The following is a 26,291-nucleotide window of genomic DNA, read 5'->3' on the forward strand; positions in this document are numbered from 1 at the left end:
CGGGCATGGAGTACACAATTTCCAAGGGCATCCTGATCGCGATCGTCGTGGCGCCGCTGCTGGGCTCGATCATCGCGGGACTGTTCGGTCGTCAGGTCGGCCGCGTCGGCGCGCACTCGGTGACCATCGCCGGCGTCGCGATCAGCTGCGCGCTGTCGATCTATACGCTGTGGCAGCTGATGCAGGGCGCGCCGGTCTTCAACGAGAACGTCTATACGTTCTTCGAGGTCGGCAACTACTCGGCGTATGTCGGCTTCCTTGTCGACAACCTCACCGCGATGATGATGGTCGTGGTGACGTTCGTGGCGCTGCTCGTGCATCTCTACACCATCGGCTACATGGCCGAGGACCCGGGGTATCAGCGCTTCTTCAGCTATATCTCGCTGTTCACCTTCTCGATGCTCATGCTGGTGATGAGCAACAACTTCCTGCAGCTGTTCTTCGGCTGGGAGGCGGTGGGCCTGGTGTCGTACCTGCTGATCGGCTTCTGGTTCAAGAAGCCGACCGCTGTGTTCGCCAACATGAAGGCGTTCCTGGTCAACCGCGTCGGCGACTTCGGCTTCCTGCTCGGCATTGCCGGCGTGCTGTACTGGTTCGGCAGCCTCGACTACGCGACGGTGTTCGCCGCGGCCGACGCCACCATCGGCGGCGGGCAGACGGTCGAAGTGATCAACGGCTTCGAATGGTCGGTCGCCACGCTGGTCTGCATCTGTCTGTTCGTCGGTGCAATGGGCAAGTCGGCCCAGGTCCCCCTGCACGTGTGGCTGCCCGACTCGATGGAAGGTCCGACCCCGATCTCGGCGCTGATCCATGCCGCGACGATGGTCACCGCCGGCATCTTCATGGTGGCGCGCATGTCGCCGCTGTTCGAGCTGTCCGAAACCGCGCTGCAGTTCATCCTCTTCATCGGCGCGACGACCGCGTTCTTCACCGGCCTGATCGGCATCGTGCAGAACGACATCAAGCGCGTGGTCGCGTACTCGACACTGTCGCAGCTGGGTTACATGACCGTTGCGCTCGGCGTATCGGCGTATTCGGCCGCGGTGTTCCACCTGATGACCCACGCCTTCTTCAAGGCGCTGCTGTTCCTGGCGGCCGGTAGCGTCATCATCGGCATGCACCACGAGCAGGACATGCGCAAGATGGGCGGGCTGCGCAAGTACATGCCGATCACGTTCTGGACAAGCGTCATCGGCACGCTGGCCCTGGTCGGCACGCCGTTCTTCAGCGGGTTCTATTCCAAGGACACGATCATCGAGGCTGCCAAGCACGCCAGCGATGGCGGCGGTTGGGTGTTCCAGTACGCGTACTGGTCGGTGCTGCTCGGCGCCTTCGTGACGTCGTTCTACAGCTTCCGGCTGCTGTACATGACCTACTTCGGCAAGGAACGCTTCCGTGAGGCGCATGCGTCGGACAGCCACGCCGCACATGACGCGCACGGCCAGCACACCCTGCACGAGCCGCTGCATGACGACGGCCATGCGCATCCGGCGGGCGGCGACGCCCATGACGATCACGGACATCACGGCCCGCACGAGCCGCACGAATCTCCGTGGGTGGTGACGTTGCCGCTGATCCTGCTGGCGATCCCGTCGATCCTCATCGGCTACTTCACCGCGGGTCCGATGCTGTTCGGCACCGACTGGACCGGTCACCACGACGTGCGTGGCTTCTTCGACGGCGTGATCCACGTGCTGGCTTCGCACGACGTCATGGCGACGCTGAAGGAAGAGCTCTGGCATGGTCCGGCTGCGTTCGCGATGCACGGCTTCGTCGCCCCGGCTTTCTGGCTGGTCCTGGCAGGCTTCGTGCTGGCCACGGTGATGTACTGGTGGAAGCCCGAGCTTCCCGCCAAGGCTGCCCATGTGTTCCGTCTGCCGATCCGGGTGCTCGAGAACAAGTACGGCATGGACGACCTGTGGATCGGTGGCTTCGCCGGTGGCGGCGTCGCGCTGGGCAAGCTGTCGCGCGTATTCGACACCCGGGTGATCGATGGCCTGTTCGTCAACGGGCCGGCGCGCGTCGTCGGCCTGGTCTCGGGCCTCGTCCGCCGGCTGCAGTCCGGTGCTCTCTACCACTACGCATTCGCGATGATCGTCGGCCTGATCGTGCTCCTGGCCGTCCTCATCAAGTACTGGCGCTGACGGAAATACCTACGTGTCGAATTGGCCTCTTCTCAGTCTCCTGATCTGGCTGCCGATCCTCGGCGGTGCCTGCGTGCTCGCCCTGGGCGAGCGCCGCCCCGATGCCGCCCGCTGGGTGTCGCTGGCGGTCGCGCTGCTCGTCTTTGTGGTCAGCATCCCGTTGTTCACCGGCTTCGACTACACCAACGGGGGTTTGCAGTTCCTCGAACGTCGCGAGTGGATCCCGTCGCTGGACATCGAATACCACCTCGGCGCCGACGGCATCTCGGTCGCGCTGATCGTGTTGACGACGCTGACCACCGCGCTGGTGATCATCGGTGCGTGGACCTCGATCACCAAGCGCGTGTCGCAGTACCTCGCGGCGATGCTGGTCCTCGAGGGCATGATGGTCGGCGTGTTCGCGGCCGTCGACGCGATGCTGTTCTACGTGTTCTTCGAAGCCATGCTGATCCCGATGTTCATCATCATCGGGGTCTGGGGTGGTACGAACCGCGTGTACGCGTCGATGAAGTTCTTCCTGTACACGTTCCTCGGTTCGCTGTTCATGCTGGTCGCGCTGATCTACCTGTACATCCAGGCAGGCAGCTGGCAGCTCCCCGATCTCTACGCGCTGCCGCTGTCTTCGACCGAGCAGATGTGGCTGTTCTTCGCATTCCTGGCTGCCTTCGCGGTCAAGGTGCCGATGTTCCCGGTCCACACCTGGCTGCCCGACGCGCACGTGGAGGCGCCGACCGGCGGCTCGGTGATCCTGGCGGCGATCATGCTGAAGATCGGCGGCTACGGCTTCCTGCGCTTCAACCTGCCGATCACGCCTGACGCCGGCCACGAATGGGCCTGGCTGGTCATCGCGCTGTCGCTGATCGCGATCGTCTATGTCGGCCTGGTTGCGCTGGTCCAGCAGGACATGAAGAAGCTGGTGGCGTACTCGTCGGTGTCGCACATGGGCTTCGTGACCCTGGGCGTGTTCATCGCGTTCGCGCTGGTGCGCGAGGTGCCTGACGGCTCCGACGCCGCGCGGCTCGGCCTGCAGGGCGCGATGGTGCAGATGGTGTCGCACGGCTTCATTTCCGGCGCGATGTTCTCCTGCATCGGCATCCTCTACGACCGCATGCACACGCGGCAGATCCGCGATTACGGTGGCGTCGCGAACGTCATGCCGTGGTTCGCCGCGTTCTACGTGTTGTTCGCGATGGCCAACTCCGGGCTCCCGGGTACGTCAGGGTTCGTCGGCGAGTTCATGGTGATCATGGCGGCGTTCCAGAGCCATCCGATGATCGCGTTCTTCGCCGCGACGACGCTGATCATCGGCGCGGCCTACACGCTGTGGCTGGTCAAGCGGGTGCTCTATGGCGAGGTTTCCAATGCCCACGTCGCCGCGCTCAAGGACATCAACGCCCGTGAAGCGCTGGTGCTGGGTGTGTTCGCGGCCGGCACGCTGCTGATCGGTGTCTATCCCAAGCCGCTGATCGATCTGATGGAGCCGTCCATCGCGCAACTGGCGAACCTGATCGCCGTAAGCAAGCTCTGAGGACACTGTTGCGATGATTTCTGCTCCGATGACGCCTCCCATCCGCACCCTGGCCGAGCTGGGCCCGATCGTTCCCGAGCTCGTAGTGGTGCTGGGCGCGTTCGCCCTGCTGATGCTCGACCTGTTCATCGATCCGCGCCGACGGCTGATCACCCACGTCTTGGCGGTGGCCACGCTGATTGGCGCTGCCGTCCTCATCATGATGGGCGTTGGCGGCCACGGCACGATCCTGGCCGACATGTTCGTGCGCGACAGCGGCGCCGACGTGCTCAAGGTCACCGGCCTGCTGGTCGGCGCCGCGGCGCTCGGCTATGCCTGGGTCTTCCTGCGTGAGCGGAATCTCTACCAGGGCGAGATCCCGGTGCTGTTCCTGTTCACCACCGCCGGCATGATGTTGCTGGTCTCGGCCAACAACCTGACGATGGTGTACGTCGGCCTGGAGCTGCTCGCGCTGTGTTCGTATGCGCTGGTCGCCTGCGACCGCGACAGCAAGCTGGCCTCCGAAGCGGCGATGAAGTACTTCGTCCTCGGCGCGTTGGCCTCGGGCATGCTGCTGTTCGGCATGTCCCTGGTGTATGGCGCGACCGGCTCGCTGTCGCTGCCGGAGATCCAGCAGGCGATCGGCGCGCTCGACGGCGAGAACCGCGTGCTGCTGCTCACCGGCATGGTTTTCCTGGTCGTCGGCATCGCGTTCAAGTTCGGTGCCGCGCCGTTCCACATGTGGCTGCCCGACACCTATACCGGCGCGCCGACCCCGATCGTGGCCTTCATCAGCTCGGTGCCCAAGATTGCCGCGTTCGGCATGGCCTGGCGCCTGCTCGATACCGCGCTCGGTCCGCTGCATGACCAGTCGCAGTTGCTGGTTTCGCTGCTCGCCGCGCTGTCGCTGGTGGTGGGCAACCTGTTCGCCCTGGCGCAGACCAACCTCAAGCGCATGCTGGCCTACTCGACGATCTCGCATGTCGGCTTCCTGTTCCTCGGCCTGGCCGGTGGCGGGGAGATGGGCTATGCATCGGCGATGTTCTACGTGATCACCTACGCGCTGATGTCGGCCGCGGCATTCGGCGCGATCGTCATGCTGTCGCGCAACGGCTTCGAGGCCGACCGCATCGACGACTACAAGGGTCTCAACCAGCGCAGCCCGTGGATGGCGTTCATGGTGCTGTGCGTCATGGCCTCGCTGGCCGGCGTGCCGCCGTTCCTGGGCTTCTGGGCCAAGCTCGCAGTCCTGCAGGCCGCGCTCGAAGGCGGGCTGCTGTGGCTGGCGATCGTCGGCATCGTGTTCGCGGTGGTCGGTGCGTACTACTACCTGCGCGTGATCAAGGTCATGTACTTCGATGCCCCCGAGGCCGCGCCGATGGCGCAGCGTCCAGGCGCTCCGATGCGCATCGTGTTCGCGCTCAACGTGCTCGCGCTGGTGGCGGTCGTGCCGTTCTTCAGCCCGCTGATGGCTTGGTGCCGGCAGGCATTCGCCGGTTGAGCTTGCCAAGGGCGTTGCATCTGTTAAGATGCGCGCCCGGTCGTTGCAACATCGCGATCGGGAAGAGTTGAGGGACGCGGAATCGCCCGAAACTTCTTGCAATATCGAAGAGCAATCTTCATAATTCCGCTTCTGATGCGGGGTGGAGCAGTCTGGCAGCTCGTCGGGCTCATAACCCGAAGGTCGCAGGTTCAAATCCTGCCCCCGCTACCATATTCATCGCGGTAACGACGACAGGCTTCAAGGTCGGTCGGAGCGAGGAATCTGGGCTTGCCGAAGCTACTGCTTCGCTTCGGCGCCGACATCCAGTGGTATCGGACAAGGGGCCCATCGGGCCCTTTGTCGTTTTCCGCGACCGGAAAGCCGCAGGCGCCCAGGGGCGAAGCGGTGGTCGCGCGAAGTGCGGCGATCGTGCGGTACCGGACACGTAACCGACGAGGGACCAGTGGCGGACAAGGCGACACAACTCACTCAATTGCTTGCGCCGACGGTCGAGGCGCTCGGCCTCGAGCTGCTCGGTATCGAGTACCTGCCCGCGCCGGGCGGTTCGCTCGTACGCATCTATATCGACGTGCCCCTCGGCGCCGAGGCCGGCCAGGCCGACCCGGAAGGCGAGGGTGGCCAGGGCGTGACGATCGAGCATTGCGAAGCGGTCAGCCGCGAGATTTCAGCGCAGCTCGACGTCGAGGATCCGATCACCGGCAACTACACGCTCGAGGTCTCCTCGCCCGGGATCGACCGGCCCCTGTTCGGCGCCGCGCAATTCGCGCGCTATGTCGGGGAGAGTGCGAAGGTCACCCTCAGGTTGCCGCAGGACGGCCGCCGTCGCCTGACCGGCCGCATCGTCTCGGTCGAGGGCGACACGGTCACCTTTGACATCGACGGTACGGCGTTTGTCGCCCAGGGCGACAACATCGACAAGGCCCGCCTGGTGCCCGACTGGGCCGCGCTGGGCCTGGCGCCGTCGAGCGAGAAGAAAGACAAGGGGCGCGCTTCGGGTGCGACCCGCAAGGCAAACCACACACCACGTGACAACAAGCGGTCGGCGGATCCGTCCACCGCTGCGGAGTGAATGAAAAGATGAGCAAGGAACTGTTGCTGGTCGTCGATGCGGTCGCCAGCGAGAAGGGTGTCCCGGAGTCGGTGATCCTCGAAGCGATCGAAGCCGCGCTGGCCACTGCCGCAAAGAAGCGTTTCCATGACCAGGACGTGCTGACGCGCGTCACCATCGACGCGAAGGACGGCAGCTACGAGACCTTCCGTCGCTGGGAAGTCGTGGCCGACGACGTCGTGATGGAATCGCCCGACCGCCAGATCCGGCTGATGGACGCGATCGAGGAGGCCGATGGCGTCGAGGTCGGGGACTACATCGAAGAGCAGATCGAGAACGTCGACTTTGGCCGCATCGCTGCGCAGGCCGCCAAGCAGGTCATCGTCCAGCGCGTGCGCGAAGCCGAGCGCCAGCAGGTCGTCGATGCCTGGAAGGATCGCGTGGGCGAGCTGGTCACCGGCGTGGTCAAGCGCGTGGAGCGTGGCAATGTCTACGTCGACCTGGGCGGCAATGCCGAGGCGTTGATCCAGAAGGACAAGGCGATCCCGCGCGACGTCGTGCGCGCCGGCGACCGTGTCCGCGGCTACCTGTACGACGTGCGCAGCGAACCCCGCGGCCCGCAGCTGTTCATCAGCCGCGCCGCACCTGAATTCATGATCGAGCTGTTCAAGCTCGAAGTGCCGGAAGTGGGCCAGGGGCTGGTCGAGATCAAGGCCTGTGCCCGCGATCCGGGCGACCGCGCCAAGATCGCGGTGCTGGCCTACGACACTCGGACCGATCCCATCGGCGCCTGCATCGGCATGCGCGGTTCGCGCGTGCAGGCCGTGAGCAACGAGCTCAACGGCGAGCGCGTGGACATCGTGCTGTGGTCGGACAATCCGGCCCAGTTCGTCATCAATGCGATGGCGCCGGCCGAGGTGCAGTCGATCGTCGTCGACGAGGACAAGCACTCCATGGACCTGGCGGTCGCCGAGGACAAGCTGGCCCAGGCGATCGGCAAGGGCGGCCAGAACGTGCGCCTCGCCAGCCGCCTGTCGGGCTGGCAGCTGAACGTGATGACCCAGGACCAGGTCACCGCGAAGTCGGACGCCGAGCAGGCGACGGCGCGCGCCCTGTTCCAGGAAAAGCTGGAGGTCGACGAGGAAATCGCCGCCATCCTGGTTGCCGAGGGCTTCAGCACGGTCGAGGAAATCGCCTACGTGCCGGTCGGCGAGCTGCTGGCCGTCGAGGGCTTCGACGAGGATATCGTCGAGGAACTGCGTGGACGCGCCAGGGACTCGCTGCTCAACGATGCGCTCGCGGTCGAGGAGGGCGTCGACGAGAATGCGCCGTCCGAGGATCTGCTGGCGCTGGCAGGCATGGACGAGGCCACTGCGTATGCGCTGGCGTCACACGGCATCCGTACCAGTGAGGATCTCTCCGATCTCGGCGCGGACGAAGTGCTCGAGTTCGGTATCGAGGATCTTGACGAGGGCCGCGCCGCGGCGCTGATCCTCGCCGCCCGGTCCGAAGAAATCGCGCGCCTGGAGCGCGAAGGCTGATCGGACGCGCCGGCTCGCTGCCTCGCGGCAGCGGTCGGACGAGCAGACGCCCGGTCATGGAACACGATCCAGTCGGAACGCATCCCATGCAGCGTTAGAATGACAAATCCACTGCGCCGCCTTCGCGGCGGCGCGCAAGGAACCGGAACCACGAATGTCGCAACAAACCACCATCCGTAAGCTGGCCGCACTGGTGAACACGCCGGTCGAGAAACTGCTCGAACAGCTGTCCGAAGCGGGCATGCCGTTCAGCGATCCCGACCAGGTCGTCACCAGTGCCGAGAAGCTCAAGCTGCTCGGCTTCCTGAAGCGCGCGCACGGCAAGGGCGATGCCCCGGTCGAGGAAGTCGCCGCGCCGAAGAAGATCACGCTCAGCCGCAGCCGCAAGCAGGAACTGACGGTCGGTGGCGGCAAGAACCGCCAGACGGTCGATGTCGTCGTCCGCAAGAAGGTCACGCTGAGCCCCGGCGTGGGTGGCAAGGTCGATCCTGAATCCGAGCGCGCCGAAATCCTGCGCAAGCTCGAGGCGTCGCGCCAGAAGAACCTTTCCGAGCAGCAGCGCCTGGCTGAGGATGACCGGCGCCGCGCCGAGGAGGTCCAGCAGCGCAAGCGTGAGGCCGAGGCCGAGGCCGAGCGCCTGCGCGAGCAGGCGGCTGCCGCCGCCGCCGCGCCGCCGCCGGCGGCGGAAGCCACCGAGACTGTCCGCCGCGCGCCGCCTGCGCACGGCCATGGCCACAAGCCGGCCACGCCGCCGCGCGCCGATGACCGCAACGCGCCTGCCGGTGCCAAGAAGGGCAACCGCGGCTCGCATGCGATGGTCAGCGGCGTCGAGGACGACGACAAGACCGCGCGATTCGCCGGCCAGCTGCACCTCAGTGCCTCCGACCGCGCCCGTCGCAGCACCAGCAACACCCGCGGCAAGCCGCAGCGTGGTGGTCCGCAGCGTCGCGGCAATGCGCCCTCGCGCAGCGGTGGTGGCCCGCACGGCTTCGAACGTCCGACCGCGCCGATGCAGCGCGAAGTGGCGATCGGCGATGCGATCACCGTGGCCGACCTTGCGCAGAAGCTCGCGATGAAGGGCGGCGACGTGGTCAAGGCACTGTTCAAGATGGGCGTCATGGCGACCATCACCCAGTCGATCGACCACGACACCGCGGCGCTGGCCGTCGAAGAACTCGGCCACATTCCGGTGCGCGCCGATGCCGACGACGCCGAGAGCGAGCTGATCGCACACGTGGGCGAAACGCAGGGCGAGCTGGTGCCCCGTCCGCCGGTCGTGACGATCATGGGTCATGTCGATCACGGCAAGACCTCGCTGCTCGACTACATCCGTCGCACCAAGATCGCCTCCGGCGAAGCAGGCGGCATCACCCAGCACATCGGCGCGTACCACGTGGAGACCGAGAAGGGCGTCATCAGCTTCCTCGACACCCCGGGCCACGCGGCATTCACGTCGATGCGCGCACGTGGCGCCAAGCTCACCGACATCGTGATCCTGGTGGTCGCGGCCGACGACGGCGTCATGCCGCAGACGGTCGAGGCGATCAAGCATGCGAAGGCGGCGAAGGTGCCGTTGATCGTCGCGATCAACAAGATCGACAAGTCGGGCGCCGACCCGTCGCGGGTCAAGAACGAGTTGCTCGAGCACGAAATCGTGGCCGAGGAGTTCGGCGGCGACACGCAGATGGTCGAACTGTCGGCCAAGACCGGCGATGGCGTCGACGATCTGCTCGATGCGATTTCGCTGCAGTCGGAGATCCTCGAACTGCGTGCGGTGGCCGAAGGCCGCGCCAGCGGTACCGTGATCGAATCGTCGCTGGACAAGGGCCGCGGCCCGGTGGCCACGGTACTGGTGCAGAACGGCCTGCTGGCCCGTGGCGACTACCTCGTCTGCGGCGTGCAGTACGGCCGTGTGCGGGCCCTGTTCGACGAAACCGGCAACCAGGTGCAGACGGCTGGCCCGTCGATTCCGGTGCAGGTGCTTGGCCTTTCGGGCGTGCCGGATGCGGGCGACGACTTCGTCGTGGTCGCCGACGAGCGCCTGGCCAAGGAAGTGGCCCAGCAGCGCGAGACCAAGCGTCGCGAGACGCGCCTGGTGCAGGCCGCGGGCAACCGCATGGAAGACATCATGGCGCAGATGGGCCAGGCCGAGCAGCAGCTGTCGCTCAACCTGGTCATCAAGGCGGACGTGCAGGGTTCGGTCGAAGCGCTCAAGCAGGCCCTGGTCGCACTGTCGAACGATCAGATCCGCATCAACGTCATCGTTTCGGGCGTCGGCGGAATCACCGAGTCGGATGCCAACTCCGCAGCCGCGGCGAAGGCGACGATCATCGGCTTCAACGTCCGCGCAGATGCATCGGCGCGCAAGGTGATCGAGAGCAATGGTCTCGACCTGCGCTACTTCTCGGTGATCTACGACGTGATCGACCAGGTCAAGCAGGTCGCCTCGGGCATCCTGGGCATGGAGATCCGCGAGGAGATCATCGGCGTGGCCGAAGTGCGCGACGTGTTCCGCAGTTCGAAGTTCGGCGCGGTCGCAGGCTCGATGGTCATCGAGGGCGTGGTCCGGCGGAACAAGCCGATCCGCGTGCTGCGCGACAACACCGTCATCTTCGAAGGCGAGCTCGAATCGCTGCGCCGCTTCAAGGAGAACGTCGACGAAGTGCGTAACGGCACCGAGTGCGGCATCGGCGTCAAGGCCTACAACGACATCAAGCCGGGCGACCAGATCGAGTGCTTCGAGCGCATCGAGGTCCAGCGCACCCTCTAAGGGCGCGCCGGGCGGCAAACACCGGCGGCCGGGCTCCGTTTCCCACGGACCCGGCCGTCGTCGTCTACGGCGGCCGCTGGCCGTCCCGTTCCATCGTTACAGGCCCCATTCCCGTGTCCACCAAATCCTTCCACCGTACCGACCGTGTATCCGCCCAGCTGCGCCGCGAGCTCGGCACGCTCGTGCGCGAGGCGGTCTCCGAACACGGCTTGCCTTCGGTGAGTGTGTCCGACGTCGAGGTCACCCGTGACATGGCCCACGCCAAGGTCTTCGTGACCGCGTTGCAGTCCGAGCGCGCCGCCGAAGCCATGAAGGGGCTCAAGGCGGTGGCGCACGAGATCCGCTTCCGCCTGGCGCGCGCGGTCAAGCTTCGCCACGTGCCGGAGCTGCATTTCCACTACGACGATTCGGTCGACCGCGGCGAACGCATCGACAATCTTCTGCGCGACCTCGACGACGGACGTCCCGCCGAGTGAGCGATCGCGACCCTGCGGTCGCGCCGGTGCCCCGTCCATCGAGCGGCCCGCGCGCGAACCGCCGCGGCCAGGATCGGCCACGCACGAAGTTCCGCAAGCTCGACGGCATCCTGCTGCTCGACAAACCGCGCGGCATGAGTTCCAACCAGGCCCTCCAGCGCGTGCGGCACCTGTTCCGTGCCGAGAAGGGCGGGCATACCGGCAGCCTTGATCCACTGGCGACCGGCCTGCTGCCGGTGTGCTTCGGCGAGGCCACCAAGATCGCCGGCGGTCTGCTCGGCGCGCGCAAGGCCTACACCACGGTCGCCCGGCTCGGCCAGGTGACCGATACCGACGATGCCGATGGCGAGGTGCTGCGCGAGCGCCCGGTGCCGGCGCTGAGCATCGAGATGCTCGATGCCGCGCTCGGTCAGCTGGTCGGCCGCATCCAGCAGCGACCGCCGATCTACTCGGCGCTCAAGCGCGGCGGCGAGCCGCTCTATGCCAAGGCGCGGCGTGGCGAGACGGTCGAGATCGATACCCGACCGGTCGACGTGCATGCGTTCGAACTCCAATCCGCCGCCGACCTGCTCGACGGCGTGGTCGAGCCCGGCGGCATGCCGCAGCTGCGGCTTCACGTCGAATGCGGTTCCGGCACCTACGTGCGCAGTCTGGTGCGGGATCTGGGCGAACTGCTCGGCTGCGGGGCCCACGTGGCCGAGCTGCGGCGGCTGTGGGTGGACCCGTTCCGCGATCCGCGCATGTGGACGCTCGAAGACCTGCAGGCACTGGCCGCCCGCGACGAGGCGCAGCTCGAAGCCTGCGTGCTGGACATCGAGGCGGGCATGCTGGCCTGGCCGCAGGTTCATGTCGATCTTCGCCAGGCGGCGCGTCTCCAGCATGGGCAGGACCTGCCTGGGCCGTACGCACCAGCAGGCGAGGTCGCGGTCATGGGCCCGGCCGGACTGGCCGAGGGCCTGGGCCACGTGGACGAGAACGGCCGTCTACGGCCACAACGCATGTTCCGTCGGGCAGGGTCGGACACTGCGGGCTGAATGGCCTGCCTTGTCCGGCTTCCGGGTCGGCGGTACAATTCGTGCGCCCTTTTAGGGGCACTCCGCAACATCCATTTCATGGCGGTCCGGGCGGTACGCGCCGGTGCGAACTGCACAGCGCGATCTTCTGCGGGACCCGCGTCAAGAGAACAGCAATGACCAGCAGCATCGACAACGGCAAGATCATCGAAGAACACAAGCGCGGCGACAACGACACCGGCTCGCCGGAAGTCCAGGTCGCCCTGCTGACCGCACGCATCGTGCACCTGACCGAGCACTTCAAGACGCACAAGAAGGACCACCACAGCCGCCGCGGCCTGCTGATGATGGTCAACCGTCGTCGCAGCCTGCTGGACTATCTGCACCGGAAGGATGCCGATCGTTACAAGGCGCTGATCGAAAAGCTCGGCCTGCGTCGCTAAGCGTGACACCCACCACGGCGCAGAAATGCGCCGTGGTTCTTTTCTGGGCGTGGGTAACGCCCGCCCGACCGGGGCAAGGGTTCCGGCCGGTTCATCGCAAGAGACATCAAGGAATTCCAACGTGGCAAAAGTGACAAAGAGCTTCCAGTACGGCAGCCAGACCGTGACGCTCGAGACCGGCGAGATCGCGCGCCAGGCTGGCGGCGCCGTCATGGTGTCCTGCGACGGCACCCAGGTGCTCGTCACCGCGGTCGCCAACAAGACCGCACGCGAGGGGCAGGATTTCTTCCCGCTCACCGTGGATTACCAGGAGAAGTTCTACGCGGGCGGCCGCATTCCCGGCGGCTTCTTCAAGCGTGAAGGCCGCGCCACGGAGAAGGAGACGCTGACCTCGCGTCTGATCGACCGTCCGATCCGTCCGCTGTTCCCCGATGGCTTCCGCAACGAAGTCCAGGTGATCGCCACGGTGATGTCGATGAACCCGGAGGTCGACGGCGACATCCTGGCCCTGATCGGCGCTTCCGCCGCGCTTTCGCTCTCCGGCGCGCCGTTTGACGGCCCGATCGGCGCGGCGAAGGTCGGCTACAAGGACGGCCAGTACCTGCTGAACCCGACCGTGTCGGCCCTGAAGGATTCGGACCTCGAGCTCGTCGTCGCCGGTACCGCCAACGCGGTGCTGATGGTGGAATCGGAAGCCAAGGAGCTGTCGGAAGACGTGATGCTCGGCGCGGTGATGTTCGGTCACCAGCAGATGCAGGTCGCGATCGCCGCGATCAACGAGCTCGTCGCCGAGGCCGGCAAGCCGAAGTGGGAGTGGTCGGCTCCGGCCACCAACGAAAGCCTGATCACCGCGATCCGCAATGCGGTCGGCGAGCAGCTGGCCGGCGCGTTCCAGGTGCGCGACAAGCTCGAGCGCAAGGACGCGATCTCCAAGGTCAAGAAGGCGATCCTCGAAGCCGTCGCGCCGCACGCCGAGGCCAATGCCTGGTCGGCCGGCGAGCTGTCGAAGGAGTTCAGCGAGCAGGAATACCAGACGATGCGCAACTCGGTCCTCAAGACCAAGGTCCGCATCGACGGCCGCGCGCTCGACCAGGTGCGTCCGATCAGCTCGAAGGTCAGCATCCTGCCGCGCGTGCACGGCTCGGCGCTGTTCACCCGTGGCGAGACCCAGGCGATCGTCGCGGTCACGCTGGGCACCGCCCGCGACGGCCAGATCATCGATTCGGTCTCCGGCGAGTACAAGGAACACTTCCTGTTCCATTACAACTTCCCTCCCTACTCGGTGGGCGAAGCCGGCCGCATGATGGGTCCGAAGCGTCGCGAGATCGGCCATGGCCGCCTCGCCAAGCGCGGCGTGCTCGCCGTGATGCCGACGATGGAAGAGTTCCCGTACACCATCCGCGTCGTGTCGGAGATCACCGAGTCGAACGGTTCCTCGTCGATGGCGTCGGTCTGTGGTTCGTCGCTGGCGCTGATGGACGCGGGCGTGCCGATCAAGGCGCCGGTCGCCGGTATCGCGATGGGTCTGGTCAAGGAAGGCGACGATTACGTCGTGCTGTCGGACATCCTGGGTGACGAAGATCACCTCGGCGACATGGACTTCAAGGTTGCCGGCACCACCAACGGCATCTCGGCCCTGCAGATGGACATCAAGATCCAGGGCATCACCGAAGAGATCATGCGTGTCGCGCTGGCACAGGCCAAGCAGGGTCGTCTGCACATCCTCAACGAGATGAGCAGCGCGCTGACCACCGCCCGTACCGAACTCAGCGAGTTCGCGCCGCGCCTGATCACGATCAAGATCCACCCCGACAAGATCCGCGAGGTCATCGGCAAGGGCGGTTCGGTCATCCAGGGCATCACCAAGGAGACCGGCACCCAGATCGACATCCAGGACGACGGCACGATCACGATCGCCTCGGTCGACGCGGCCGCCGGCCGTGCCGCCAAGGAGCGTATCGAGCAGATCACCTCCGACGTCGAGCCGGGCCGGATCTATGAGGGCAAGGTCGTCAAGCTGATGGACTTCGGCGCATTCGTGACGATCTCCCCCGGCAAGGACGGCCTGGTCCACGTGTCGCAGATCTCCAACGAGCGCGTCGAGAAGGTCGGCGACGTGCTCAAGGAAGGCGACGTGGTCAAGGTCAAGGTGCTGGAAGTCGACAAGCAGGGCCGTATCCGTCTGTCGATGAAGGCCGTCGCCGAAGGCGAGGGCACGCCGGCCGAGTAATCGCCAGCGTCCGAAGCAACAAGGAAACGGGCCGCGCAAGCGGCCCGTTTTCGTTGGGGCCTCGCTGGCGACTGGATGCGGAACGTGGTGCGGCCCCTGTCAGCGCACTGCGCATCGGTCTGCCACGCCGCGCCGGATGCTGGCGTGTGAACCTGCCGGCCCGCCAGCCCGCCAGCCCGCCAGCCCGCCGATCGCCGATCGCCGATCGCCGTTCTTGCCGCGCGGCAGCGCTAGAGCAACCGCTTGGTTCGGAGGTGGGTTGCATGGGGGAACGCGGTTGTTGCGCACGCAACGGTTGCACCACGAGCGCTGCGCCGATAGTTTCGATCCCATGCCGCAGATCGCCGCCAACAATCGCAACCGCAACGCACTGCGCACGAACAATCGTGCGCGGCCGATGCGGGTGTGGGAGCGGGCGCGGACGTAGCAATACAGGCAAGAACGCGCAGGCACCGAATCACACAACCCGCATCGGCCGCGATGCGGGTTTTTTCATGCCCGTATCCGGCTCCATCGACCCGATCACCCGCTCAGGAGCCCCACCATGTGTTCGATCTTCACCATCTTCGGCCTGCAACCAGGCGACGACGTGTCTGCCTTGCGTCGCCAGGCCCTCGCATGTTCGCAGCGCCAGCGCCACCGCGGGCCCGACTGGAGCGGCGTGTACGTCGACGACCAGGCGATCCTCGTACACGAGCGCCTCGCGATCGTTGACCCCGCCGGCGGTTCGCAGCCGCTGCTGTCGCAGGACGGGGCGCTGGTGCTGGCGGTCAACGGCGAGATCTACAACCACCAGGCGTTGAAGGCCGGCCTGCGCTCGGCCTACGCGTTCAAGACCGCATCGGACTGCGAGGTGGTCAACGCGCTCTACCGCGAGCATGAGGCCGACGGCAGCGGCCCGGCCGCCTTCCTCGAACGGCTCAACGGCATCTTCGCGTTCGCGCTGTGGGACCGCGACAGCGGCCGCGCGATCATCGCCCGCGATCCGATCGGCGTGGTGCCGTTGTACTGGGGCCACGACCGCGAGGGCCGCCTGCGCGTCGCGTCCGAGATGAAGGCGCTTGCCGACAGTTGTGCCGATGTCGCGCAGTTTCCGCCAGGGCACTTCTATGACAGTGCCACCGGCGCACTCACGCGGTATTACCGGCGGCCGTGGCGCGACTTCGAGGCGGTCGAAGGTGTGGACGTGTCGCTCGACGAACTGCGCGAAGCGTTCGAAGCGGCGGTGCATCGCCAGCTGATGACCGATGTGCCCTACGGCGTGCTGCTGTCGGGTGGTCTGGATTCCTCGCTGGTCGCTGCCGTGGCCGCGCGCTATGCGCCCCACCGCGTCGAGGACGGCGACCGCAGCGAGGCCTGGTGGCCGCGCCTGCATTCGTTCGCGATCGGCCTCCGGGGCTCCCCCGATCTCGCGGCCGCCGCGATTGCCGCCGAGTCGCTGGGCACCGTGCACCATGGCTTCGAATACACCCTGGAGGAAGGTCTCGACGCGCTGCCGGACGTGATCCGTCATGTCGAGAGCTTCGACGTGACCACGATCCGCGCGTCGACGCCGATGTTCCTGCTCGCGCGCCGCATCAAGGCGATGGGGGTGAAGATGGTGCTCTCGGGCGAGGGCAGCGACGAGATCTTCGGCGGTTATCTGTACTTCCACCGGGCGCCGGATGCACGCCAGTTCCACGAAGAGCTGGTGCGCAAGCTCGATGCGCTGCATACCTTCGATTGCCTGCGCGCGAACAAGTCGATGATGGCCTGGGGCGTCGAGCCGCGCGTCCCGTTCCTGGACCGGGAATTCCTCGATGTTGCCATGCGTTTCGATGCCGCGCACAAGATGATCCATCGCGACAGCGACAGCTTCCAGCGCATGGAGAAAGGCGTGCTACGTGCCGCGTTCGATGGTCATCTGCCCGACGAGATCCTGTGGCGGCAGAAGGAGCAGTTCAGCGATGGCGTGGGCTACGGCTGGATCGATGGCCTCAAGGCGCACGCGCTGGAGCATGTCAGCGACCGCGAGCTCGCAGCCGCAGCGCGCCGGTTCCCGCACGATCCGCCGCAGACCAGGGAGGCCTATCTCTATCGCTGCCTGTTCGAGCAGGTGTTTCCGTCACCTGCAGCGGCGATGACCGTGCCTGGTGGCAAATCGATCGCATGTTCGTCGCCCGCGGCGATCGCGTGGGATGCCGCCTTCGCCAGCGCCGCCGATCCTTCGGGGCGGGCGGTGGCGGGTGTGCACAACGCCGCTGTGGCCTGATGGACTGACGGTGCGGCCCGTCCGGTGGAGCGCGACCGTCTTGCTTCCCGGGCCGCCGGTGCGGCGGGGCGGGGCGAAACGCGCAGGCGCTGATGCTCCTGCGCAGTCCCGCTGGGTGCGCGTCGCGCCGGCCGCTGCCCGATGGCGGCCGCTCTACATCGATGTCGCGCATGCGCGGCTTGTCGTGCGTCGTTCCAGCTGTACTGAAGCGCTGAGCCGCATCGGCCCGACGGCAACGGTCATGACGAAGCGGAGCGACGATCCCAGGCACTCCGCGGAACCACGGGTCGGATCAGAACTTTCCTGCCATCCGCGACAGCGTCGTATCGCGCCACACGAAATGGTGGAGCGCGACCATCGCCACGTGCCCGGCGATCAGCGCCAGCAGGGTCCATGCGACGAGGCCGTGGGACAGGTTCGCCGGTGCCATCAGCTGGTCGATCCGTTCTCCAGTCGCCGGGAAAAGCGGGATGCCCCACGGAGCGAAACCCCGGCCCGAGCCGAACTCGCGCAGCAGGGCGACGATCGGCACGTAGAGCATCAAGGCATACAGCAGCGCATGGCCGAGCGCCGCCAGGCGGCCTGCCCGGGTGGCCGGATGCGGTGGACGCCGTCGCCACTGCGACAGCCCCCAGGCGCCGCGCAACAGGATCAACAGCATCAGCGTGGTGCCGATCGGTTTGTGCGTGCCGACGAGAAAGGCCGTCAGCGGATGACGGCCCAGCGTGAGCTTCACACCCATGCCGAGGAACTGCCAGGCAAGCAGCGCCGCCATGCCCCAGTGCAGCACGCGTGTGACCAGGCCGTAGCGCAGTGGGGAATCGCTCCAGTGAAACGACATGCACAACGTCCTTGAAAAAACGACGCACAGTTCAGCCGCACAGCCGAGTGCTGTCAATCGCAGGACGCGCCCGTTCCGGCGCCGGCAGGCGAAGACCGGCGCGCGCGCCATGCGCAACGCGGATCGCCGACGTGGCCGGCGACGCGCTCCGGCGCTGCCTGCGAAGCGATGGTCCGCATGCGCTGCCGCGCACGAGGCGAGTGCATGGTGACGGAACCACCGCGTCTCGGATCGGCGCGTCACCATCGACCCCCGTACGGGACCGCCGCGATCCCAGCCCGTAAACTGGGCGCCACGTTTCCAGACACACGGGCAGCACAGTGATCATCCATCCCAAGGTCCGCGGCTTCATCTGCACCACCACGCATCCGACCGGTTGCGACCTCAACGTGCGTGACCAGATCGAGGCCACGCGCGCGCGCGGCGTGCGCGACGACGGACCGAAAAAGGTGCTGGTGATCGGCGCGTCCAGTGGCTACGGCCTGGCGGCGCGCATCAGCGCTGCGTTCGGCTTCGGCGCCGACACGCTCGGCGTGTTCTTCGAAAAGCCCGGCACCGAGAAAAAGCCCGGGACCGCCGGCTGGTACAACGCCGCCGCGTTCGACAGGTATGCCAAGCAGGCCGGGCTCTACAGCCGCTCGATCAATGGCGATGCGTTCTCTGATGCGGCGCGCGCGCAGGCGATCGAACTGATCCGCAACGAGATGGGCGGCCAGGTGGATCTGGTCGTGTATTCGCTGGCATCCCCGGTGCGCAAGCTGCCCGACACCGGCGAAGTGAAGCGCTCGGCGCTCAAGCCGATCGGCGAGGCTTACACCTCGACCGCGATCGACACCAACAAGGACCAGATCATCGAGGCCTCGATCGAACCCGCGACCGAGCAGGAGATCGCCGACACCGTGACCGTGATGGGCGGCCAGGATTGGCAGCTTTGGATCGACGCGCTGCGCGATGCCGGCGTGCTCGCCGATGGCGCGAAGACGGTCGCCTTCAGCTACATCGGCACCGAGATCACCTGGCCGATCTACTGGCACGGCGCCCTGGGCCGCGCCAAGGCCGATCTCGATGAAACCGCGCGGCGCATCGATGCGCAACTCGGCGAAACCGGCGGCAGCGCGAACGTTGCCGTGCTCAAGTCCGTGGTCACCCAGGCCAGCGCCGCCATCCCGGTGCTGCCGCTGTACATCGCCATCGCCTTCAAGGTCATGAAGGAGAAGGGACTCCACGAGGGCACGCTCGACCAGCTCGACCGCCTGTTCCGCGAGCGCATGTATCGCGCCGACGGCGCGCCGGCCGAGCTCGACGAAGAACACCGCCTGCGTCTGGACGACTGGGAGCTGCGCGATGACGTGCAGGCGCAGTGCAAGGCGCTGTGGCCGCAGATCACCACGGAGAACCTGTCGGAACTCACCGACTACGCCGGCTACAAGCACGAGTTCCTGAAGCTGTTCGGCTTCGAGCGCAGTGATGTGGACTATGACGCCGAGGTCGATCCGGTCGTGGAATTCGACGTGATCGAACTGCGCGACTGAACGGCGCAACGACAGCGGGCGCTGCGCGCGCTCCGGCCGTGGCAAGCCGGCTGCGCCGCGGCCTACGTCGGTCTGTTGAAGCGTTCGGCGCCCAGGGCGATCCAGGCGCCGACCACCATGGAAACGAGTGCGAACAGCCCGGTCAGCGGCAGGGCCAGGCCGGGCATCCGCAAGGAGGCCAGGCCGAGGACGAAGGCCGTGGCCGGCAGGATCGCAAGCCGGCGTCCGGCCCAGCGATGCAGCGCCTCCGCATCGTGTACGCGGCGGTAATCGACGCCGGTGAGCGGTCTCGCTCGCGCGCCGGCGTAGCGGACCGCCAGGGCCACCACGCCCAGCACCGGTGAAACTGCCAGAAGGGCGATGCCCAGGAACCGCAGGCCATCCATGCGCGCGCTCCACACCAGGAGCCGGTGATGCTCGCCAGCGGGCGCGGAGGCGTCAAGCGTTGCTCCGCCGTCAGAAGACGGCCGCCAGAGGTCGCCGCGCGCGTTTCCGGTGCGCGTGATCTGCATGAACCCCAAATCGATCCACGCCGCCGCGCGTCGATGGAGCGCCCTCGGCGGCACCGTCGCGTCCTGCGCGACACCTCCGTGCTGGAATGATCGGCTCATGGATCTGTTCGGTTCCCCTGAAGCGATCACCCTCGTCGACGACGCCGAAGGCGGGGTGCGCTACTGGCCGGGTGCGGTCGACGCGCAGACCGCCGCCGCATGGTTCGAAGCCTTGCGCAATGGCGCTCGCTGGCAGTCCCAGCAACGGCCGATGTATGACCGCATCGTCGCCGTCCCGCGGTTGCTGGCCGCCTATCGGACGGATGCGTTGCCGGCCGACCTGCCGCTTGCCCCGATGCTCGCGCTGGTGCAGCGGCTCGCGCCGGCGCCCTACACCGGCGCGGGCCTGAACCTGTATCGCGACGGCCAGGACAGCGTGGCGATGCACCACGACACGCTCCGCACCCTGGCGCCCGGGCAGCCGCTGGCCCTGCTGTCGCTGGGTGCGCCGCGGCGCATGCTGCTGCGCGCGCAACAGGAAGGCGCGAAGGCTGTTCCCGTCGATCTCGCGCCGGGCAGCGTGCTGGTGATGAGCCATGCCTCGCAGCTGACCCATCTGCACGGCATTCCCAAGACCGCGCGACCGGTCGGGCCGCGCATCAGCGTCGTGTTCCGCGTGCGCTCGGCAGCGGCGGTGGACGAGGACCGCGAGGACGCGCCGTGAGTCGCAGGCGCTAGCGCGGCACCAGCCGCAGCGTGTGCGTGGTGGCCTGCGGCAGAAATGGCGTGGCGCGACCCGCGGCCCAGTCGGCGTGGCCGGCGCCCCAGTACGGCGACAACGGATGCCCGCTCTGTCCGCCAGGCATATGGGCGATGCCGTCGGCCTCGTGCCCGGGGGCCACCACCATGCGCTGCGAGGCGCCGAAGGCGGGGCCCTGGGCGCGGGGCACGGTCCCGTCACCGGGCAGCGGCTCGGCCGGCATGCACAGGACCCGCCGGCCGATCAGCGGCACGGCCGAAGCCAGCGGGTGGCAGATCGCCGCGGTGTTGCGCTCTCCCCAGGTGCGCTGCGCCAGCGGGCCGTCCGCGCCGAGCGTGTCCCGGACCTCGCGCGCGGCATCCTCGAACAGGGCCGCCCAACCGTCGGTGGCCGGCACGCAGGCGCCGCGCTGGGTGTCGGCGGTGCAGGCAAACCGACGTGGCAGCAGATGGGCCGGGCGTTGCTCGACCAGCGGCCACGCAACACCCTCGAAGTTCGGTGGATCAGGCAGCGCGAAGTCCTTGCCGAGTTTCGCCCGTGCCGGCAGGGCCAGGCCCTCGGCGAGCCGTGCATGTACTCCGATCCGCCAGGCGCGCACCAGCCGGTAGCCGGCCGAGTCGACGCTGGCGTGACCGCTCCAGTCGCGCGAAGCCTCCGCGAGTGCGCGCATCGCGCTGTCTTCCGCCGCGTCCCCGCCCACGTCGCGCAGCAGGTCGTGCCAGCGCGACAGCAGCGTCGCGCGATCGTCGAGCTGGATCGCGAGCAGATCCTGTTCGGTGAAGCGCGTCCGCGCGGCGAGTCCTTCGCGTATCTGCCAGGCGCGGATGCCGAGCGCGGCGCCGCCGTCGCCGATGCGCACGAAGTCGGCGCCGTCGACGACGCGGTTGTTCGCGGTCCACAGGCGATCGGTGTCGGGCGAGCGCAGCACCGGCGAGGCATCGGTGGCGATGGACCAGGGCGCGCAGACGTTGCTGGCCGCACCGGCCGGTACCGACACGCGCGCGCCGTCGCAGGCCGGACCCCGCACCGGGATCGGTCCGAGCAGGCGCCAGGCGATCGCGCCGGCGCGATCGCCGATCACCACGTTCTGCGTGGGCATCGCAGTGCGGTCGGCGATCGCCAGCGCGTCATCGAGATCCCGTGCAAGGGCGAAGTCCGCCAGGCCGAGATTCAGGGCCCCGGGCAGATGCGCAGTCCAGCGCAATGCCAGCGCGCTGCCGTCGTCGTCGCGTTGGATTAATGGACCCCAGTCGCTCTCCTCGACGACCAATTCGACGGTCTCGCCTCCGGCCACCTCGATGCGCTCGGTGTGCCGCACGACCGGTACGCAGCCTGCGGTGGGCGTCGCTCCGCACGGCGTCTGGCGCTGCCAGTCGAGGAAGTCGCCGTAGCTGTTGGTAAAGCCCCAGGCGATGTGGGTATTGCTGCCGACGATGACGGCCGGCAGGCCGGGCAGGGTGAAGCCGGTGACATCGACCCGACCACCCGGGGCGCGCGGATCGGGATAGCGCAGCCGGGCGCGGAACCAGATGTTGGGTGCGCGCAGGCCCAGATGCATATCGTCGGCGACCAGCGCGCGCCCGTCGCCGGTCAGGGCGCCGGACACGGCGAAGTTGTTGCTGCCCGGCGAAAGATCCGCCGCCGAAGGCGGCGCACCAACGCCTCTCTCCCGCGCCGCGGGAGAGAGGGGGACCGTTTGTGAAACAAACGGTAGAGTGAGGGCGAGCGGAGATGCCGGCCGTGAGGCCTCGCCTTGTGCAGACCCGACAGATGCGAATGGCGAGGCTTCACTGCGCGCGCCATCCCCCACCACCACCTCCAACAACCGCAGATCCACGACGTCCACGCCCGGCAACACTGCATCGCCCCGCGCGGCGCCGAAGAGCGGCGCGTCCCAGCGGCTGCCTGCATGCGCGAACAGATCGAACAGGGCCGGCGGCAGCGCGGGCGCGAGCCGATGCATCGCCAGCTCGCGGCCGTTGGTCGCGTCCTGCAGATCGAAATACATCGCAAACCCGGTCAGCGCGGAGTCGGCGGGAGTCCAGGGCTGCGGGGAGTGCCGCAGCAGCAGGTAGGGCCATGGACGTACGCGCAGCGCGGCAAGCCCGGCATTGGCGCCGTCGGCATAGGCCTGCAGCTGCGGCATGCGGTCGCCGGCGATGTCCGCAAGCGAAGCCTCCACCCTCGCACGCATGCGGTGCACGCGGTTGCGGCGATCCGCTTCCAGCGCGCGCGCGCCGAACAGCGCCGAGAGTTCCCCCGGCGGCACGCGCCGCATCAGGTCCATCTCGAACCAGCGCTCCTGCGCGTGCACATAGCCCAGTGCGCGCATCGCATCGGTTTCGTTCGCGGCGGAGATGGTGACAACGCCGTCGGCATCGCGCTCGATGGTGGCGGGTGCGCCGAGTCCTTCCAGTGCGATCTCGCCGTCCAGCGTCGGCAGGCTCGCACGCAGCGCCAGCCACGTGCCGGCGCATGCCAGCACCAGCACCACGGCGAGGGTGAACACCGTCCGCAGCAACCACTTGCGCATCGCGCTTCCCCGGCCGCGACGGATGCGGCCCCGACGGATTATTCCACGCAGGCAGGGGCGGTCGGTCAGGTGCGCGCGTGCTCGGCGAGGCCGGAGACCACGCCCAGCGAGGGATCGCCGCGGACGATGCGTGCATCGGGGAAGCGTGCCTGCGCGGCGGCCTGCACATAGGGCGCGCCGGACATGCCGCCGGTCAGGAACAGGCTGTCGGGCGGCGCATCGAGTTCTCCGCGGACCTCGTCGAGCAGTCCGCCGATGGTTGCGAGGAAGCGCGCGCTGGCGGCCTCGAGATCGGCGCGCGATGCGTCCACGCGTAGACCGGGCTCGATGTAGTCGAGTGCATGCCCGGCGGTGTCATGGCCGCTCAGCCGCACCTTCATGCCTTCGACGCCGCGGTAGAGCCGCGTGGTGCCGCCGTCGCGCTGCAGGCCCTGCAGCCGCGCGCCGAAGGGCGCATCGACATGGCGGAAATCGCGGTTGTGGAATTCGCGCTGGCGCGGCATGTCCTGCACGGTCGCCGCTTCGACGAAGTGATGGACCGGGATGCGGCTGGCGCCCTTGCCGAACAGGGGCATGACCTGGGCCATGCTGAGCGCCAGGTCGACGTCGGTGCCGCCGTTGGCGACGCCCCAGGCGCGATGCACCCGTGGCGCCTCGCCGCCGCCGATCTCGGCCAGTGCGATGTCGGTCGTGCCGCCGCCGATGTCGACGACGAGGGTCGTGTGCCGCGCCGGGCTGGCGGCGTGGTAGTGCAGCGCGGCCGCGGCGGGTTCTTCGAGGAACTCGATCGCATCGAAGCCCGCCTGGGTTGCCGCCTCGCGCAGCAGCGCGAGCGCCTGCTCGCCACCGGCCTCGCCGAGCGAGCTGCGGAAGCGCACCGGCCGCCCCAGCGTCGCCGCGCGCACGGTGGTGCCGAGCTGCTGGCTCGCGGTCAGCCGGATGTGCTCGAGGATGTGCGCGGCGATGCCGGTGATCGTCTCCTTCGCGCGCGGATGCAGGTTGAAGCCGAGCATGGATTTCGGTGACTGCACCAGATTGCCGCTGCCTTCGAGCAGATAGCTCTCGATCGCCGCCTCACCGAAGACGGCGTGCTGCAGGTCGGCGGCGGACGCGGCGGCATCGCGCATGCGCGCTTCCAGCCACCGCCGGCGGACCACGCGGATGGCGTCGCGGCGCAGCAACGCCGAAGGGCGCGGCGGCGTGCCGGCGCGGGACTGCTCGTTGCGCAGCGAGCGGGCAATGGCGTCGACCTCGGCTTCCATCGCCGCGTCGAGTTCGAAGGCGTCGAGGTCGGGCAGGGTGGTCGGGAAATACACCGCGGTCCGGAACTGCGGCTGTCCGTCGAAGCGGATGTGCACCAGCTCGTCGCCGATGCGCGCGGCGGCGGCCGAATAACTGGTGCCGAAATCGATGCCGATCTTCATTGCGGGAGACGCCGGGCGGAAAGGCGCGGGAGTCTACGCGCTTGCCCGTGGTGGCGCATGCCGATGGGTGGTGGGCAACCCGCCTGAGAATGCGAAATGCATGCATTCCCATCCGATCATCGTTCACCGCGCGCCGGCATACTGCATGCATTCCACGCGTCGCGAGAGCTGCCATGAAGGGTCATCCCGAAGTTGTCGACTACCTGAAGTTCCTGCTCCGTGGCGAGCTGGCGGCGCGCGACCAGTACTTCCTGCATTCACGCCGCTATGAAGACCTGGGTCTGTACCAGCTCTACGCGCGCATCAACCACGAGATGGAGGAGGAGACCCAGCACGCCGACGCGCTGCTCAAGCGCATCCTGTTCCTGGAAGGCGTGCCGGACATGCGTCCCGATGCGTTCGAGCCCGGCGTCACCGTGGAGGAGATGCTGCGCAAGGATCTCGATCTCGAATACCTCGTGCGCGACAACCTGGCCAAGGGCATCGCATTGTGCGAGCAGCACGGCGATTTCGTGAGCCGCGAAGTGCTGGTGACCCAGCTGGCCGACACCGAGGAAGACCACACCTACTGGCTGGAGAAGCAGCTGCGCCTGATCCGCATGATCGGCATCGAGCGCTACCAGCAGAGCCGCATGGGCGAAGAAGGTGCCCATCCTGGCGTCGGGTGAGATGGACGCGGCGGATTCGCCGCGTTGGGGAATCGTTGGAACGCCTGCGGCTGTCGCGGGCGTTTCTGTTTTCCAGATTCGCCGCTGACGACGGCCTCCTTCGGCGCCATCGGGGTGGGCCGCATGCCCTCAACCCAACCCCTCTCCCGGAGGGAGGGGGCCCGGATTTCGCGGGTATTGGCTTCCAAGCGTGGCGACCAGAGGGGCAGAGGCTGGAACCCGCGCGCATTCTCTTTGCCCCTCTCCCTCCGGGAGAGGGGTTGGGGTGAGGGCCGCCGCCGGGCACATCCCGTACCGCACGCCGCCCAGAACCGGCATCACCCCCGCCGCGCCACCCGATATACCGCCGTCGACAAGGCAGTGACGCCATCGGCAACGAACCCGGGCTCGTTGGTGAGGATGTCGCGTCGCTCGACGACGTCGACCACCCAGTCCCGATCGAGCAAGGCAGCCACTTCGTCCGCGTCCACAGCGAACGGCGGCCCAGCCTTCTCGGCCTGCGGATATTCCAGCGTGATCAGCAATCCCCGGCAGCCGGGAGGCAGATCGCGCCACGCGGTGGCGGCATAGGTGCGGCGCAGGTCCGGCGGCAACGCGATCATGGCCGCGCGGTCGTACACGGCCGCGCAGTCTGCGAGCACATCGGCCTGCAGTGCGAACGCGTCACCGACGATCAGCTCGTAGGGGCCGGAGCTGAAATGCCGTCCCCCCGCGGTGTCATGGATGGCGGGCGCGAGGCCACGCTCGTCGAAGAACTGGCGCACCGCCAGCTCCGACAGCTCGACGCCGAGCACGCGATGTCCGCGTTCGGCCAGCCACACCATGTCCAGCGACTTGCCGCACAGCGGCACGAACACGCGGGCCTCGGCAGCGAGTCCCAGCGCCGGCCAGTGCGTGGCCAGCAGCGGCAACGGCGCGTCGCGATGGAAGCCGATGCGGTTGCTGGACCAGCGCTCGTGCCAGAACTCGGGGTGCATGGTGTCTCCTTGACGGGGCGACGGTCACATGGGGCGTGCCCACAAAAGCGTGAGGGCGTACGTCCTTGCTGACCGCGCCTCGGGCGCGAAGGCCGTGGGATATCGCGGCCGGAAACTCACGACGCGCGGATCGACCAG

19 protein-coding genes and 1 tRNA gene are annotated in these 26,291 nt (G+C 67.5%); 15 read left to right on the forward strand and 5 right to left on the reverse strand.

Features of this window, described 5'->3' with window-relative positions:
• Positions 1-5: 5 nt before the first annotated feature.
• The 12 genes from nuoL (at position 6) to asnB (ending at position 16,927) form a co-directional block, all read left to right on the forward strand.
• Positions 6-2,144: an NADH-quinone oxidoreductase subunit L gene (gene nuoL / locus CNR27_RS07070; RefSeq protein ID WP_096297553.1), complete on the forward strand. Its 2,139-nt coding sequence runs from the start codon at positions 6-8 to the stop codon at positions 2,142-2,144.
• Positions 2,145-2,157: 13 nt separating this feature from the next.
• Positions 2,158-3,672 carry an NADH-quinone oxidoreductase subunit M gene (locus CNR27_RS07075; RefSeq protein WP_096297554.1) on the forward strand — a complete coding sequence of 505 codons (1,515 nt, stop codon included), beginning with the start codon at positions 2,158-2,160 and terminating at the stop codon, positions 3,670-3,672.
• 16 nt (positions 3,673-3,688) lie between these two features.
• Entirely contained in the window at positions 3,689-5,152 is a 1,464-nt protein-coding gene (gene nuoN, locus CNR27_RS07080; protein ID WP_425435512.1) for an NADH-quinone oxidoreductase subunit NuoN, read from the forward strand.
• 136 nt (positions 5,153-5,288) lie between these two features.
• Positions 5,289-5,365, forward strand: a tRNA-Met gene (locus CNR27_RS07085).
• A gap of 232 nt (positions 5,366-5,597) precedes the next feature.
• A complete protein-coding gene (rimP, locus tag CNR27_RS07090) occupies positions 5,598-6,224 on the forward strand; it encodes a ribosome maturation factor RimP (RefSeq protein ID WP_096297556.1) in 627 nt (208 codons plus the stop codon).
• A gap of 8 nt (positions 6,225-6,232) precedes the next feature.
• Positions 6,233-7,744 (forward strand): transcription termination factor NusA, encoded by a 1,512-nt coding sequence (gene nusA, locus CNR27_RS07095; RefSeq protein WP_096300405.1) that lies wholly within the window; start codon positions 6,233-6,235, stop codon positions 7,742-7,744.
• A gap of 154 nt (positions 7,745-7,898) precedes the next feature.
• Complete coding sequence (infB, locus tag CNR27_RS07100) at positions 7,899-10,514, forward strand: translation initiation factor IF-2 (RefSeq protein ID WP_096297557.1); 2,616 nt, start codon at positions 7,899-7,901, stop codon at positions 10,512-10,514.
• 113 nt (positions 10,515-10,627) lie between these two features.
• Positions 10,628-10,990, forward strand: a complete 363-nt coding sequence (rbfA, locus tag CNR27_RS07105) for a 30S ribosome-binding factor RbfA (RefSeq protein WP_179948227.1) — start codon at positions 10,628-10,630, stop codon at positions 10,988-10,990.
• A 26-nt stretch (positions 10,991-11,016) separates the two neighbouring features.
• Positions 11,017-12,024 carry a tRNA pseudouridine(55) synthase TruB gene (gene truB, locus CNR27_RS07110; RefSeq protein WP_255409779.1) on the forward strand — a complete coding sequence of 336 codons (1,008 nt, stop codon included), beginning with the start codon at positions 11,017-11,019 and terminating at the stop codon, positions 12,022-12,024.
• Positions 12,025-12,179: 155 nt separating this feature from the next.
• A complete protein-coding gene (rpsO, locus tag CNR27_RS07115; RefSeq protein WP_096297558.1) occupies positions 12,180-12,446 on the forward strand; it encodes a 30S ribosomal protein S15 in 267 nt (88 codons plus the stop codon).
• A 121-nt stretch (positions 12,447-12,567) separates the two neighbouring features.
• On the forward strand, positions 12,568-14,676 hold the full coding sequence (pnp, locus tag CNR27_RS07120; protein WP_096297559.1) for a polyribonucleotide nucleotidyltransferase: 2,109 nt from the start codon (positions 12,568-12,570) through the stop codon (positions 14,674-14,676).
• 544 nt (positions 14,677-15,220) lie between these two features.
• On the forward strand, positions 15,221-16,927 hold the full coding sequence (gene asnB, locus CNR27_RS07125) for an asparagine synthase B (RefSeq protein WP_096297560.1): 1,707 nt from the start codon (positions 15,221-15,223) through the stop codon (positions 16,925-16,927).
• 292 nt (positions 16,928-17,219) lie between these two features.
• On the opposite strand, the gene CNR27_RS07130 is transcribed toward asnB, so the two are convergent.
• Positions 17,220-17,879 carry a cytochrome b gene (locus tag CNR27_RS07130; RefSeq protein ID WP_222843137.1) on the reverse strand — a complete coding sequence of 220 codons (660 nt, stop codon included), beginning with the start codon at positions 17,877-17,879 and terminating at the stop codon, positions 17,220-17,222.
• Positions 17,880-18,088: 209 nt separating this feature from the next.
• Here CNR27_RS07130 and fabV point away from each other — a divergent pair, with 209 nt between their 5' ends.
• Positions 18,089-19,300 (forward strand): enoyl-ACP reductase FabV, encoded by a 1,212-nt coding sequence (gene fabV, locus CNR27_RS07135; RefSeq protein WP_096297562.1) that lies wholly within the window; start codon positions 18,089-18,091, stop codon positions 19,298-19,300.
• A gap of 62 nt (positions 19,301-19,362) precedes the next feature.
• On the opposite strand, the gene CNR27_RS07140 is transcribed toward fabV, so the two are convergent.
• Positions 19,363-19,911 (reverse strand): hypothetical protein, encoded by a 549-nt coding sequence (locus CNR27_RS07140; RefSeq protein ID WP_157745302.1) that lies wholly within the window; start codon positions 19,909-19,911, stop codon positions 19,363-19,365.
• On the opposite strand from CNR27_RS07140, the gene CNR27_RS07145 reads away from it, so the two are divergent.
• A complete protein-coding gene (locus CNR27_RS07145; protein ID WP_096297564.1) occupies positions 19,910-20,515 on the forward strand; it encodes an alpha-ketoglutarate-dependent dioxygenase AlkB family protein in 606 nt (201 codons plus the stop codon). The two genes, CNR27_RS07140 and CNR27_RS07145, sit on opposite strands and share 2 nt — an antisense overlap.
• A gap of 10 nt (positions 20,516-20,525) precedes the next feature.
• On the opposite strand, the gene CNR27_RS07150 is transcribed toward CNR27_RS07145, so the two are convergent.
• Both CNR27_RS07150 and CNR27_RS07155 read right to left on the reverse strand, forming a co-directional pair.
• Positions 20,526-23,084: a penicillin acylase family protein gene (locus CNR27_RS07150; protein ID WP_096297565.1), complete on the reverse strand. Its 2,559-nt coding sequence runs from the start codon at positions 23,082-23,084 to the stop codon at positions 20,526-20,528.
• A gap of 65 nt (positions 23,085-23,149) precedes the next feature.
• A complete protein-coding gene (locus tag CNR27_RS07155; RefSeq protein ID WP_096297566.1) occupies positions 23,150-24,508 on the reverse strand; it encodes an Hsp70 family protein in 1,359 nt (452 codons plus the stop codon).
• A gap of 173 nt (positions 24,509-24,681) precedes the next feature.
• Here CNR27_RS07155 and bfr point away from each other — a divergent pair, with 173 nt between their 5' ends.
• Positions 24,682-25,176, forward strand: coding sequence for a bacterioferritin (gene bfr, locus CNR27_RS07160; RefSeq protein WP_096297567.1), 495 nt, complete (start codon positions 24,682-24,684; stop codon positions 25,174-25,176).
• 317 nt (positions 25,177-25,493) lie between these two features.
• Here the strand turns inward: bfr and CNR27_RS07165 are convergent, their stop codons facing one another.
• A complete protein-coding gene (locus CNR27_RS07165) occupies positions 25,494-26,153 on the reverse strand; it encodes a thiopurine S-methyltransferase (RefSeq protein ID WP_096297568.1) in 660 nt (219 codons plus the stop codon).
• Positions 26,154-26,291: the final 138 nt, after the last annotated feature.

The sequence above is a fragment of the Luteimonas chenhongjianii genome, assembly GCF_002327105.1.
Taxonomy (GTDB): domain Bacteria; phylum Pseudomonadota; class Gammaproteobacteria; order Xanthomonadales; family Xanthomonadaceae; genus Luteimonas; species Luteimonas chenhongjianii.